Consider the following 13,587-nt stretch of genomic DNA (forward strand, 5'->3'; position numbering starts at 1 on the left):
TCGGTCCCAACCAGCATGCGCCAATCAATCAGTGATTTCTTCAGAACGAAAGTCGTCGTCGCCAGCAGCGCCGCCGCCCTCGTCAGTGAGCGGGGTTATAAATCCATGCCCACAAACAAGTCAACAGCGATGATTCAGAAAAATCGAAAAATCGAACAATTCATTGATACAATTACGTAATTTACAAAAATCTCGGGCTTTTCCGCGTTAACCATTGTTAACCAGTCGACCTGAGCCCTTCCACCCGGGTTTCCACATACCCCCGCCGCCCACAAGCACATTCTTGTGCTGCCGCAGCAAACCATGCGATAGCAGGGCCATTCCCCCAAACTCTGCAGAAAGCTATCCAGGTGCGCGTTCTTCCCGAAGCCTTCATTCCCGAACTGCCGAACTACTATCGCGGCAAGGTGCGCGAAAACTACGATCTGAGCGACGGTCGCCGCATCATCATCGCGACCGACCGGCTGAGCGCCTTCGACCGCATCCTGACCAGCATACCCGACAAGGGCCATGTGCTTACCCAGACCGCGCGCTACTGGTTCGAAGCGACCGGGGACATATGCCCCAATCACGTGCTGACCTATCCGGATCCGAATGTCGTGATCAGCAGGCGGCTTGATATATTGCCGGTCGAGATCGTCGTGCGGGGATATCTCGCAGGCACGACGGGGACCTCCCTCCTGACCCTTTATAAGAAGGGTGAGCGGAACGTATACGGGTTGAACCTTCCAGAGGGGCTGCGGGACAATGAAATCCTGCCGCAGCCGGTGATCACGCCAACCAGCAAGGCGTTCGACGGAGGCCACGACGAGCCGCTGACGCCGGCGGATATAGTCGGGAACGGGCTTCTGACGGCGGAACAGTGGGAAACCGTGTCCGGCTACGCGCTTGCTCTTTTTGCGCGCGGCCAGCAGCTGGCTCAAGCGCGTGGCCTGATCCTGGTCGATACCAAGTATGAGTTCGGCGCCGATCAGGACGGTAAGATCATACTGGCGGACGAAATCCATACGCCCGACAGCAGCCGCTACTGGATCACGGACACCTATGAGGATGCATTGCGCAACGGCACGAGGCCGCAGAGCTTCGACAAGGATTTCATCCGCGCCTGGGTGGTCGAACGCTGCGACCCGTATAAGGACGAAATCCCGTCCATTCCCCTGGAACTGGTCGAGGAAACGGCAAAGGTATACCGTGGTGCCTACGAGAGGATCACAGGCAAGACCTTCGTCGCCGATACGTCCGGCGCAAGCGTGCTGGACCGCATCCGCGAGAATCTGAAGCCCTATTTCACCCTGTAGAGAGAGAGCGTCCGGATTTGGCAAGGCTTGAAGAGGTGAGAGTGCGCAAACCGAGGCGCAGGGCTGAGGAAACCCGAGAGGATATTCTTAACATGGCCGAGACGCTCTTTCGGGAGCGCGGCATTGCCAAGTCTTCGATCGCCGACATCGCCCAGGCCCTGCACATGTCGCCCGCCAACATCTTCAAGCATTTCCAGTCCAAGGCGACCTTGGTCGACGCGATCTGCGATCGTCACATCACCCGGATGATCGGCAGGTTCAAGACGCTCGACCGGCCTGCGCCCGCCCCGGAAAGACTGGCTACCGTCGTCTGCAACCTTATGGAAGCGCATCTTGAGGATATCAGGAAGAACCCGTTCTTCCTTGAGATCATAGTTTTGATGTCGGAAACGGACCTGCCGAGCGGCCGGCACTACAAGGAACTCATCGACGCGCTGTTTTGCGATCTGGTTCGTCAAGGGGTGGAGGATGGCGTGTATTATTGTGCCGATTATCAAACGACCGGCCGGCATGTCGCGGCGGCATTCCTGAGCGTACTACACCCCGTTTTTCTGGCGGGTGAAGATGAGGCCGAACTTCAGGATCGTTGTGCAGGCCTCGTCAAACTTGTGAATGCTGCATTGCAAAATCCCCTTGCTAAGTGACGATTCTTCAATTACGTCACTTGGCAATTCGCAAGCCGCGGTATCACTCGGCCGTCGGCCTCTGTTCCGATTCGTAAAGACGAGTTACATTTTCGAGCCCTGCGCCCCCGGTCGTTTCTGCCGTGGGTCATCTCTGATGTTTGCCCTGGATGGACGCCATGACCGGACGTAAATTGATCCTTCCTCTGTTTCTCGCCATCACCCTGGCGGCCTGCAGCGATTCGAGTGAGCAGACGGCGAACGGGGCGGCAGGCGGAGCGCCTCAGCGTCCGCCTCAACCGGTGAGCATCGTCGCTCTGAAGAAATCGCAGCAGCCTATCACAACCGTCCTGCCGGGGCGGGCTGTTGCCTATCAGACGGCGGATATCCGCCCCCGCGTCACCGGGGCGATCAAGGAGATCGCGTTCAAGGAGGGCAACGAGGTCAAGGCCGGCGACGTCCTCTATCAGATCGAAGACAACACCTATTCGGCAACCGTTGCGCAGGCGCGTGCGACGCTCTCCAAGGCCGAGGTCAGCATTCCGGCCGCGCAGGCAAATCTCACCCGCTACGAACGGCTGGTCAACAGCGGCGCCACCCAGATCGAATTCGAGAATGCACGGGTCACGCTGCTGCAGGCACAGGCGGATGTCGAACAGGCCAAGGCGGCACTTCAGGCCGCCGAGATCGACCTCGACCTCACCAAGATCCGCGCGCCCTTCGATGGCGTCACGTCGATCTCCAACGTCAGCGTCGGCAACATCGTCACCGCCAACCAGACAACGGCGCTGACGACGCTGCGCCGTCTTAATCCCATCTATATCGATCTTATCGACTCGAGCACCAATCTTTTGGAATTGCGCGCCGCCATGGCGTCCGGCCGGCTGAGCGGCGATCCGCGCAAGGCGGACATACGCCTGAGGCTGGAGGACGGAACGGATTATGCTCGGACCGGCAAACTCGACATGTCTGACATGGCCGTGAGCGAAACGACGGGCACCTATCAGATCCGCGCCGTTTTCGAAAATCCCGACAATATCATCCTGCCTGGCATGTATGTCCGCGCAACCGTCACCATGGGCGAGGAAACCGGCTACCTGATCCCGCAACGCGCCGCCACCCGCAATGCCCGCGGCGAGCTGTCGGCCAAATTCGTCACCGCCGATAACAAGGTCGAGACCCGCATGTTCCCCATCAGCGTCGTTTCCGGCAGCAATTGGCTGGTTACGGAAGGGATTGCCGATGGAGACCGGCTGATCGTGGACGGCTTTCAATGGATTGCCGACGATGCGCCGGTTCAGCCGGTCGAGGCGCAGCTGGACGATCGCGGTCTCGTCATCGAGACCCCTAAAACCGAGGCTGCCAAGCCTTGACGGAACCAGCAGAGACAGCGCTTAACGCCGCAAGGATAATCTGAATGGCAAAGTTCTTCATCCGGCGACCGGTTTTCGCCTGGGTCATCGCGATCGTCATCATGCTTGGGGGCGCGCTTGCAATTGCAACGCTGTCGATCTCGCAATATCCGGAGATCGCTCCGACCACTGTTCAAATCACGGCGAGCTATAACGGCGCGAGTGCCGAAACGGTCGAGAAGTCGGTGACGACGATTATTGAAGACGGCATGACCGGCCTCGACGACCTTACATATATGAGTTCGGCCTCGAGCACGGGCAGAGCGACGATCACCCTCACCTTCGGCAACAGCGTCCTTCCCGACATCGCGCAGGTTCAGGTGCAGAACAAGCTGCAGCTTGTTCAATCGCAATTGCCCGATGTCGTGCAACAGGCCGGTATCGAGGTTGCGCGCTCTACATCCAGCATCCTCATGGTCGGCGCGCTCGTCTCCACGGATGGGAAACGTAATTCCGTCGACCTTGGCGACGTCTTCTCCACCCAGATCGAAGACTCCGTCAAGCGTCTGGAAGGCGTCGGCAGTATCAATATCTTCGGCTCCGGCTACGCCATGCGGATCTGGCTGGATCCGTTCAAGCTGCAGAAATACCAGTTGACGGCGGCCGATGTCACGGCGGCGATCCAGGCGCAGAATACCCAGGTTTCGGTCGGCGCACTTGGCGGCCTGCCTGCCGAGAAAGGCCAGCAGCTTACCGTCACCATGACGGCTCAAAGCCAGTTGACTACCGTCGACGAGTTCGAACGGATCATCCTCAAGGTCGAACAGGACGGCGCCACAGTTCGGTTGAGCGATGTCGCCCGCGCCGAAATCGGCCAGGAAAGCTATGGTGGCGAATCGCGCCAGAACGGTCTTCCCTCCACCGGTTTTGCCGTCAATCTTGCCACGGGAGCCAATGCGCTGGACACCGCCGATCGCGTGAAAGCTGAGCTGGCCAAGCTGGCGCCAACCCTTCCAGAAGGTGTCGAGATCACCTATCCCTACGACACTACGCCTTTTGTTGAGCTTTCAATCGAAAAGGTCGTCCATACTCTGATCGAGGCGATCATCCTCGTTTTCGTGGTGCTTCTGATATTCCTTCAGAACCTCAGGGCGACGTTCATTCCTATGATTGCAGTACCAGTGGTTCTGCTCGGTACCTTTGGGATTCTGGCGGTTGCCGGCTATTCGATCAATACGCTGACCATGTTCGCGATGGTACTGGCGATCGGTCTTCTGGTGGATGACGCGATCGTCGTGGTGGAAAACGTCGAGCGCATCATGGACGAAGAGGGGTTGGGGCCGCTGGAGGCAACGGAAAAATCCATGGGGGAGATCACTGGCGCCATCATCGGCATTGCGCTCGTGCTCACCGCCGTTTTCATTCCGATGGCCTTTTTCGGCGGATCAACGGGCATCATCTATCGCCAGTTCTCGGTTACCATCGTATCGGCCATGCTGCTTTCAGCGCTGGTGGCCATCGTGCTGACGCCGGCACTATGCGCCACGATGCTGAAGCCGATCGACCATCACAAGAAGCGTCGCGGCATCGGCGCCTGGTTCAACCGCGGTTTCGAGCGCACGACCTCCGGCTACGTCGGCACGATCGGCTATCTGCTGAAGAGACCGCTCAGGGTGCTTGTGGTTTTTGTTCTGGTCATTGGGGGCTGCACCTGGCTTTTCACCCGGTTGCCGAGCTCGTTTCTTCCGCAGGAAGATCAGGGCGTATTGCTGACGATTATCCAGACTCCGAACGGCGCGACGACCACGCGCACGGACGAGGTCGTGAAGAAGGTGGAGGCCTATTTCCAGGAAAAGGAAAAGGACAATGTGGACGCCGTATTTGGTGTCCTCGGCTTCAGCTTCAGCGGCAGCGGACAGAACAATGCCATCGTCTTTACCAAGCTGAAGGATTTTGCAGAACGCGCGAAGCCGGAACAATCCGCCGCGGCGATCGTGCAGCGCGCCAGCGGTTACTTCTTCACCCTGCGCGACGCCCAGGTGTTTGCACTGCTGCCGCCGGCGATCCAGGGGCTTGGAACGTCGAGCGGATTCTCCATGTATCTCGTGGACAGCGGCAACAACGGCAACGACGCCTTGACGCAAGCTTCGCAGCAACTCATCCAGACCGGCACCGGCAACCCCAATATCAGCTCGTTGCGCAGCAATAGCCAGCGTTCGGAAACCCAGATGAAGATCCTGCTCGACCAGGAAAAATTGGGAGCCATGGGCGTCGATCTCGCTTCGGTGAACTCGATGCTGGCGACGATCTTCGCCGGCCGCGACGTCAACGACTTCACCCTGAACAACGAGTTGAAGCCGGTCTATGTGCAGGGCGACTCGCCCTACCGCATGCAGCCGGACGACCTGAAGCACTGGTACGCACGCAACAATGCAGGCGAGATGGTTCCCTTCTCGTCGTTCAGCACCGTCGAATGGGTCACCGGTTCGCCGCAGCTTGCCCGCTTCAACGGCACGAGCGCCATTTCGCTCGATGGTGCGGCTGGCCCGGGTGTCAGCACCGGCCAGGCGATGGACGAGATGGAACGGCTGACGGCGGAACTGCCGGGCGGCTACACGGTGGCCTGGCAGGGCATCTCCTATCAGGAAAGGCTTTCGGGTTCGCAAGCGCCGATGCTTTACGCGCTCTCCGTATTGATCGTTTTCCTCTGCCTTGCAGCCCTTTATGAGAGCTGGTCGGTGCCGTTCTCGGTCATTCTGGCGGTTCCGGTCGGCGTCCTCGGGGCTCTGACGGCCGCCTATGTCTTTGGCCAATCCAACGACGTCTATTTCAAGGTCGGTCTCCTGACCACCATCGGCCTGGCGGCAAAGAACGCCATCCTGATCGTGGAATTTGCCAAGGAACGGCAAGGAGGCGGCATGAGCCTCCTGGATGCCACGCTCGAAGCGGCAAGGCTGCGCCTGAGGCCGATCGTCATGACCTCACTCGCTTTTATCCTTGGCGTCGTGCCGCTTGCAATCGCCACCGGAGCGGGTTCTGCAGCCCAGAATGCGATCGGTATCGGGGTGCTGGGTGGTATGCTTTCTGCAACACTTCTCGGAATTTTCTTCGTTCCGTCCTTCTTTGTTGCCGTTAGACGGTTATCAAACCGTGAAAAAAGGTAGGATAGAGATTACGTTCGTTAACATATTCGACGTGTAATGCCGCCAGGAATGATGAGATTCGTTTCTGGCGGATAAATCGGAAGCGGCTTAAAAAGCCGACTTTCGCCGTTGTAGGGCACTGGGACAGAAAAATGTTATCCATTCGTATTGTTGCTCCTCTCACTCTGCTGTTGCTCTCGGGCTGCGTTGTCGGTCCCGACCACACCGCGCCGGAGATTGCCCTGCCGGGTAAGTTCGCCGAAGCCAAGGCAGCCAGTAACGGGGATGTCTCTCAAGTCGCTTGGTGGAAGGCCTTCAACGACAGCCGTCTGAACGGTTATGTCCAGCAGGGTCTCAACCAGAACCTCGACATTCTGCAGGCGCTTGAACGCATCAACGCCGCACAGGCGAATGTCACCATTGCCGGCGCAGGCAGCCTTCCCTCGTTGGATCTCTCAGCCTCCAGCACCACGACCGGCGTGCACACCAAGGCCGGAACAACCTCGTTCGACAGAACCACGGTCAGCGGCGGCAGCGCCGATGCCTCCTGGTTCCTCGACCTGTTCGGCCTTTATCGCCGATCCAAGGAAAGTGCCCTCGCCAGCCTTGACGCGTCCTACGCTGCAGCCGACGTGGCCCGCCTCACCTATCTGTCGCAGGTCGCGGCAGCCTATATCGACGTTCGGTATTACCAGGAGCGGATCGCGATCGCCCGCCAGAACCTGGGCTCGCGGCGCGAAACGCTGGACCTTACGAAGCTTCAGCTGGAAGCGGGCGCCGCTTCCCGTCTGGATGTCGTTCAGTCGGAAGGCCTTGTGAACTCCACCCTGGCTGAAATTCCGGGCCTCGAGACCCAGTTCCGTACCGCAGCCCATCGCATTGCGACGCTTCTCGGCCAGCCGGCTTCGTCGCTGGTGCCGGAGCTGCAGAGAGGCGCACGCCAGCCGGTTCCCCGGTTCAACACCAAGGCCGGCATTCCGGCTGACCTGATCCGCAATCGTCCGGATATCCGTGCGGCGGAGCGTCAATTGGCATCCGCAGTGGCGGAAATCGGCGTTGCCGAAGCCCAGCTTTATCCGGCGATCACGCTCGGCGGTTCCATTTCGCCGCGTTACAATGCCATTGCCGGCGCCTTGGACACCCGCTCGCTGACGTGGTCCTTCGGGCCGCAGCTCAGCCTGCCGATCTTTGACGGCGGACGCCTCAAGGGCAACGTGAAGCTCGCGGAATCGACCGCCCGCGAAGCCTATCTCAACTGGAAGCAGAGCGTTCTCGACGCCGTCGAGGAAGTGGAAAATGCGCTTGCCGCCGTTGCCCGTGATCGCCGCACCGTGGATGCCCTGCAGGCGACGGTGAAGTCCTATCAGGAGGCGCTGCAGCTTGCGACCGCAAGCTACCGGGACGGCGCTTCGTCGCTGCTCGACGTTCTCGACGCACAGCGTCAGGTTTCCACCGCCCAGGCAAACCTTGCCCAGGCCGTGCAGCAAGTGGCGCAGGACTACGTCGCGCTCAACGTCGCGATCGGCGGCGGTTACGCCTTCGGCGCGGCCGACACCAAGGTGGCCTCTGTCGTCGTAACCAAATAAGCTCACTCGACAACCTGACAAAGAAAAACCTCCGAAGCCGGGCTTCTGAGGTTTTTTATTGTGACCCGGTAGGCCGGGGACGATCAGTTCTTGGCACGCTCGACGTAGGAATTGTCTTCCGTGGCAATAACGACGCGTGTGCCGGCATCGATATGCGGCGGGACCATCGTCCGAACCCCGTTCGAGAGAATTGCCGGCTTGTAGGACGAGGAGGCCGTCTGGCCCTTCACGACCGGTTCCGTTTCGACGATCTCAAGCGTGACGTGACGCGGCAGCTGCAGAGCCAGTGCAACGCCCTCATGCATGGAAAGAATGCAGGTCATGCCTTCCTGGAGATAGGCTTTCTGGTCGCCCATCGTCTCGACGTCGACCACCACCTGGTCGTAAGTTTCCGGGTTCATGAAGTGGAAACCTTCGCCGTCTTCGTAGAGATACTGGAAATTCACGTCCTCGACGAAGGCGCGCTCCACCTGCTCGGTGGTCCGCCAGCGCTCCGATACCTTAACGCCATCGACGATACGGCGCATATTGACCTGGGTGACCGGCGTGCCTTTGCCGGGGTGGAAGTTCTCGGCGGTGAGAACGACATAGAGTTTGCCGTCGACTTCGAGGACGTTGCCCTTGCGGACCGAAGAAGCGATGATCTTGACCATGATAATCCTTATATAGCCTGGCGGCTTGTCACTGCCGAAAATGCGTCGTAGAGGACCGGGCGATAACCGGCCTGAAGGACGGATCGTCTGTTTTCCGCGCGGGAACTACCCTAAAACCACGCGAAGTGGAAGCCTCGCCGCGGAGAACCGGCAAAGAAAGCCATAAATGAACGTGCTCCGACCCGCCACATCCCGGACGCCCTGGTGGACTCCGGAAAGCCACATCGACCGCCGGCCCTTCCTGATAGGGCGCAATGCGGTGCAGACTGCCCTGCGCGGCTTTTTCGGCAAGCACGACTTCATCGAGGTGGATACGGCCGCCTTGCAGGTCTCTCCCGGCAATGAGACCCATTTGCATGCCTTCGCAACGGAGGCCATTGCAATTGATGGCAAGAGGGCACCCCTCTACCTGCACACCTCCCCCGAATTTGCGGCAAAGAAGCTGTTGGCGGCCGGCGAGGAACGCATCTTCACCTTTGCGCATGTCTACCGAAACCGGGAACGCGGGCCGCTGCATCATCCCGAATTCACCATGCTCGAGTGGTATCGCGCCGGCGAAAGCTACGAACAGCTCATGGACGATTGCACGCATATGCTGGCGTTGGCAGCCGAAACGGCAAAGACCAAGCGTTTTGTTTTCCGTCAGATGGAAATTGATCCCTTTGCGGAGCCGGAACGCCTGACGCTCGCCGAAGCCTTCCACCGCTTTGCCAGCATCGATTTGCTTGCATCCGTTGCGACGAGCGGCGACACGAACCGCGATCTTCTTGCAACGGGTCTGAAACAAGCCGGCATACGGTTCTCGGAGGACGATACCTGGGCCGATCTTTTCAGCAAGGTGCTCGTGGAGAAGATCGAGCCCAATCTCGGGCAAGGCCGGGCAACCATCCTCTGCGAATATCCGGTTTCCGAGGCAGCGCTGGCACGGCCTTCCGCTCATGATCCTCGTGTGGCCGAGCGCTTTGAGCTTTATGCCTGCGGCGTCGAATTGGCGAACGCTTTCGGAGAATTGACGGATGCCGGCGAGCAGAGGCGCCGCTTCGAGCATGAGATGGCGGAAAAGGCGCGCATCTACGGCGAACGTTATCCGCTGGACGAGGATTTCCTCGCTGCGCTTTCTGTCATGCCGGCGGCAAGCGGCGCGGCGCTCGGCTTCGATCGGCTCGCCATGCTGGCGACGGGTGCGAGCCGCATCGAACAGGTGATGTGGGCGCCGGTTGCGGAGGTTTTTGAATGACCGCGGCACGTTCGTTAAAAACCGCCGATGAGCTGGCATCCGCCGGACTGATCGAACCGGGCAAACTCCCAGCCATTCGCGCCGTCGCGGACCGTTATGCCATAGCCCTGACCCCGGCCGTGATTTCGCTGATCGACCCCGCCGACCCGCAAGATCCTGTCGCCCGGCAGTTCGTGCCAGATCCGGCCGAGTTGCTGGCGACGCCGGAAGAACGCGCCGACCCCATCGGCGATCAGGCGCACAGTCCGGTAAAGGGCATCGTCCATCGTTATCCGGACCGCGTGCTGTTGAAGGCCGTGCATATCTGCCCGGTCTATTGCCGCTTCTGTTTTCGCCGCGAAATGGTCGGTCCGCAGGGCGACGGGACATTGGCACCTGAAGAGTTGGCCGCGGCGCTCGCCTATATCCGGGAGCACAGCGAAATCTGGGAAGTGATCCTGACTGGCGGCGATCCGCTGGTCCTGTCGCCGCGGCGGCTTTCAGCAATCATGCGGGGACTTGAAAAGATCCCGCATGTGAAGATCGTCCGCTTCCATACGCGGGTTCCGGTGGTCGAGCCGGACCGCGTGGACGAGGCGATGATCGCCGCCCTGAAGGAAAGCGGCAAGGTGATCTATGTGGCGCTTCACGCCAACCATCCCCGCGAACTGAGCGATACCGCCCGCGCCGCGTGCGCGCGGTTGATCGATGCAGGCATTCCCATGGTCAGCCAGACGGTGCTGCTCAAGGGCATCAACGATGATCCGGTCGTGCTCGGCGACCTGATGAAGGCTTTTGTCGAAACCCGGGTCAAACCCTATTATCTGCATCATCCGGATCTTGCGCCCGGCACCAGCCATTTCCGGCTGGATATCGCCGATGGGCAGAAGATCGTTGCGGCGCTGCGCGGAAATGTTTCCGGGCTGTGCCAGCCGACCTATGTCCTGGATATTCCGGGCGGTCATGGCAAGGCGATGATCGGCAAAAGTGCGGTACGCACGGAAGGCGGCTGCTATTCGGTCAGCGATTTCCGCGGCGAGGAGCACAGATATCCTCCGAAGTGACGCGCGTTCGCCTTCACGCGACAGCTCCTGCCCGTGTTTTGGAGAGCCCACACGAATGCGGAACCTCATTTGATTTTGTATGTGTGGCTCCGCATTCGCGTGGCCTTCGGCGTTCTTTCGGGGTGTCCTGCCCCTACAGGTGATCATCTCGCCTCGCTGCGTGGCTTCATTTGCGGTCTCCTTTCGGGAAACCTTGCCACTTGCACGGCTATACCGAACCGGACATGGCTGCCCGGGGGAGGCTTGATAGGAAGCGATCGGGTTGATGGCCCGCTCTCCTCCATGGCTTTCACCTCTTCCACCTTTCCCGCACGTTACGGGTCCAATGGAAGCGCCGGCTCCCGCCTGCCCGCGAACGTCTCGCGAAACACTCCGGCGACGGAAGCGGGAGGATTGTAGGCATGGATGCGGAGTGTGGGGATGATGACGCGGTCAAGTCATTGGAGATGCTGGCCGGAGGCAATGAATTGTCCCCGGGCAGAAAAGGAACGGCCTCGGAAGGCATACCCCCGCCATACCTCCCTCTTTCCTGCCGGACATCTCCCCCTCAAGGGGGGAGATCGGCCAGAAGCGAGGTCTCACCCGACCAAGAACCTTGAGATTGCCGAGAGATTGCCGAACTCTGCTCCCTGCCGGCTTCCTGCCTATCAATTACAGAGGGACGCTGAGCGAGCCTCCTTCGATCTCCCCCCTCGAGGGGGAGATGTCCGGCGGGACAGAGAGGGTGAACTGGCCTCGACCTAAGCTGCTCTCAACCTAAACTGGCCTCGATGTCGAAGGGCACGGGATCAGCCTACTCCTTCCCCACTGGCATATAAAGATCGCCGCCATCGCGATATTTCGCGGCCATGGCCTCCAGCCCCTCCTTCTGCGCCTCAGTCCGGATGTCGTGCGAAATCCGCATCGAGCAGAACTTCGGGCCGCACATGGAGCAGAAATGCGCCACCTTGTGCGCTTCCTTCGGCAAGGTCTCGTCATGGAAGGAGCGCGCCGTTTCCGGATCGAGCGACAGGTTGAACTGATCCTCCCAGCGGAACTCGAACCGGGCTCGGGAGAGCGCATCGTCACGCACCTGCGCGGCAGGATGACCCTTTGCGAGGTCGGCCGCATGCGCCGCGATCTTGTAGGTGATGACGCCGACCTTGACGTCGTTGCGGTCCGGCAGGCCGAGATGTTCCTTCGGCGTCACGTAGCAGAGCATCGCCGTGCCGAACCAGCCGATCATCGCCGCCCCGATCCCTGAGGTGATGTGGTCGTAGCCGGGAGCGATATCGGTCGTCAGCGGCCCGAGCGTGTAGAACGGCGCCTCGCCGCAAACTTTGAGCTGCTTGTCCATGTTCTCCTTGATCTTGTGCATCGGCACGTGGCCGGGGCCTTCGATCATCACCTGGCAGTCTTTCGCCCAGGCGATCTTGGTGAGTTCGCCAAGCGTTTCGAGTTCCGCAAACTGCGCCGCGTCGTTGGCATCCGCGATCGAACCGGGGCGCAGGCCGTCGCCGAGCGAAAAGGACACGTCATAGGCACGGCAGATATCGCAGATTTCCTCGAAATGCTCGTAGAGGAAGCTCTCCTTGTGGTGATGCAGACACCACTTTGCCATGATCGAGCCGCCGCGCGAGACGATGCCGGTGACGCGATTGACGGTGAGCGGGATATAGGCAAGCCGCACGCCCGCGTGGATGGTGAAATAATCGACGCCCTGTTCAGCCTGCTCGATCAACGTATCGCGGTAGACCTCCCAGGTCAGGTCTTCGGCAATGCCGTTGACCTTTTCGAGCGCCTGGTAGAGCGGAACGGTGCCGATCGGCACCGGAGAATTGCGGATGATCCATTCACGGATATTGTGGATGTTGCGCCCGGTCGAAAGATCCATGACCGTATCGGCGCCCCAGCGGATCGCCCAGACCATCTTCTCGACCTCTTCCGCCATGGACGAGGTGACCGCCGAATTGCCGATATTGGCGTTGATCTTCACCAGGAAATTCCGGCCGATGATCATCGGTTCGGATTCCGGATGGTTGATATTGGCGGGGATGATCGCCCGGCCTTCTGCGACTTCCCGACGAACAAATTCCGGCGTCACGAAGTCTGGCACGTGCGCGCCAAAACTTTCGCCATCGCGGATGAGCGCTTCCTTCGCCGCCTGTCGGCCAAGGTTCTCCCGGATGGCGATGAACTCCATTTCCGCTGTGACGATGCCGGCGCGCGCATAGGCAAGCTGGGTAACCGCCTTGCCGTCTTTCGCCTTCAGCGGCGTGTTGCGGACCGGGAATTCCGGCGTCAGGCGATCGCCGGTGACAAACCCGTTGTCCTCCGGTTTCACGACGCGGCCTTCATAGGATTCGACATCGCCGCGCGCCCTGATCCAGCTTTCGCGCAGCCGCGGCAGGCCGGCTTCGATCGAGACCGCATGGGCCGGATCGGTGTAGGGGCCGGAGGAATCGTAGACGGTGACCGGCGGCTCGCCGGAGGTCGGATGCAGCGCGATCTCACGCATCGGCACCCGGATATCTGCGTGGACGACACCGGATTTGAAAACTTTGGTGGAGGCGGGAAGCGGACCGGTCGTGACGACAGGCGTAAGCTTTGGTGTGGCGATATTCATAGGTGAGGCTCCAAGGTTTGCCGTTTGGAGACCCAGTTCCAGTGTTG

10 protein-coding genes are annotated in these 13,587 nt (G+C 60.1%); 8 read left to right on the top strand and 2 right to left on the bottom strand.

Going from position 1 to position 13,587, the window contains the following annotated elements:
- The 6 genes from C5L12_RS28575 to C5L12_RS10930 all read left to right on the top strand — a co-directional run.
- Window positions 1–180: hypothetical protein (locus C5L12_RS28575; RefSeq protein WP_205839331.1), on the top strand; the 180-nt coding region annotated here is incomplete at its 5' end.
- Window positions 181–350: 170 nt separating this feature from the next.
- Entirely contained in the window at window positions 351–1,298 is a 948-nt protein-coding gene (locus C5L12_RS10910) for a phosphoribosylaminoimidazolesuccinocarboxamide synthase (protein ID WP_105372077.1), read from the top strand.
- A gap of 92 nt (window positions 1,299–1,390) precedes the next feature.
- Window positions 1,391–1,942: a TetR/AcrR family transcriptional regulator gene (locus tag C5L12_RS10915; RefSeq protein WP_105372078.1), complete on the top strand. Its 552-nt coding sequence runs from the start codon at window positions 1,391–1,393 to the stop codon at window positions 1,940–1,942.
- A gap of 158 nt (window positions 1,943–2,100) precedes the next feature.
- Complete coding sequence (locus tag C5L12_RS10920; protein ID WP_105372079.1) at window positions 2,101–3,294, top strand: efflux RND transporter periplasmic adaptor subunit; 1,194 nt, start codon at window positions 2,101–2,103, stop codon at window positions 3,292–3,294.
- A gap of 44 nt (window positions 3,295–3,338) precedes the next feature.
- Window positions 3,339–6,437, top strand: a complete 3,099-nt coding sequence (locus C5L12_RS10925) for an efflux RND transporter permease subunit (RefSeq protein WP_105372080.1) — start codon at window positions 3,339–3,341, stop codon at window positions 6,435–6,437.
- Between the two features lie 131 nt (window positions 6,438–6,568).
- Window positions 6,569–8,002: an efflux transporter outer membrane subunit gene (locus C5L12_RS10930; protein WP_105372081.1), complete on the top strand. Its 1,434-nt coding sequence runs from the start codon at window positions 6,569–6,571 to the stop codon at window positions 8,000–8,002.
- Window positions 8,003–8,085: 83 nt separating this feature from the next.
- On the opposite strand, the gene efp is transcribed toward C5L12_RS10930, so the two are convergent.
- Window positions 8,086–8,655 carry an elongation factor P gene (gene efp / locus C5L12_RS10935; RefSeq protein ID WP_105372082.1) on the bottom strand — a complete coding sequence of 190 codons (570 nt, stop codon included), beginning with the start codon at window positions 8,653–8,655 and terminating at the stop codon, window positions 8,086–8,088.
- Window positions 8,656–8,821: 166 nt separating this feature from the next.
- On the opposite strand from efp, the gene epmA reads away from it, so the two are divergent.
- Together epmA and C5L12_RS10945 are read left to right on the top strand one after the other, a co-directional pair.
- On the top strand, window positions 8,822–9,892 hold the full coding sequence (gene epmA, locus C5L12_RS10940) for an EF-P lysine aminoacylase EpmA (RefSeq protein WP_105372083.1): 1,071 nt from the start codon (window positions 8,822–8,824) through the stop codon (window positions 9,890–9,892).
- Window positions 9,889–10,935, top strand: a complete 1,047-nt coding sequence (locus C5L12_RS10945; protein ID WP_105372084.1) for a lysine-2,3-aminomutase-like protein — start codon at window positions 9,889–9,891, stop codon at window positions 10,933–10,935. The genes epmA and C5L12_RS10945 overlap by 4 nt, the downstream gene beginning before the upstream one ends.
- Before the next feature lie 793 nt (window positions 10,936–11,728).
- Here C5L12_RS10945 and thiC read toward each other — a convergent pair.
- Window positions 11,729–13,540, bottom strand: a complete 1,812-nt coding sequence (thiC, locus tag C5L12_RS10955; RefSeq protein ID WP_105372085.1) for a phosphomethylpyrimidine synthase ThiC — start codon at window positions 13,538–13,540, stop codon at window positions 11,729–11,731.
- Window positions 13,541–13,587 lie beyond the last annotated feature (47 nt).

Origin of the sequence: Neorhizobium huautlense (assembly GCF_002968575.1) — a bacterium.
Taxonomy (GTDB): domain Bacteria; phylum Pseudomonadota; class Alphaproteobacteria; order Rhizobiales; family Rhizobiaceae; genus Neorhizobium; species Neorhizobium huautlense.

Excerpts from the sequence above, each read along its gene's own strand:
- C5L12_RS10915 (WP_105372078.1), top strand. The coding sequence starts at position 1,391 with ATGGCCGAGACGCTCTTTCGGGAGCGCGGCATTGCCAAGTCTTCGATC.
- C5L12_RS10920 (WP_105372079.1), top strand. The coding sequence starts at position 2,101 with ATGACCGGACGTAAATTGATCCTTCCTCTGTTTCTCGCCATCACCCTG.
- C5L12_RS10925 (WP_105372080.1), top strand. The coding sequence starts at position 3,339 with ATGGCAAAGTTCTTCATCCGGCGACCGGTTTTCGCCTGGGTCATCGCG.
- C5L12_RS10930 (WP_105372081.1), top strand. The coding sequence starts at position 6,569 with ATGTTATCCATTCGTATTGTTGCTCCTCTCACTCTGCTGTTGCTCTCG.
- efp (WP_105372082.1), bottom strand. The coding sequence starts at position 8,655 with ATGGTCAAGATCATCGCTTCTTCGGTCCGCAAGGGCAACGTCCTCGAA.
- epmA (WP_105372083.1), top strand. The coding sequence starts at position 8,822 with ATGAACGTGCTCCGACCCGCCACATCCCGGACGCCCTGGTGGACTCCG.
- C5L12_RS10945 (WP_105372084.1), top strand. The coding sequence starts at position 9,889 with ATGACCGCGGCACGTTCGTTAAAAACCGCCGATGAGCTGGCATCCGCC.
- thiC (WP_105372085.1), bottom strand. The coding sequence starts at position 13,540 with ATGAATATCGCCACACCAAAGCTTACGCCTGTCGTCACGACCGGTCCG.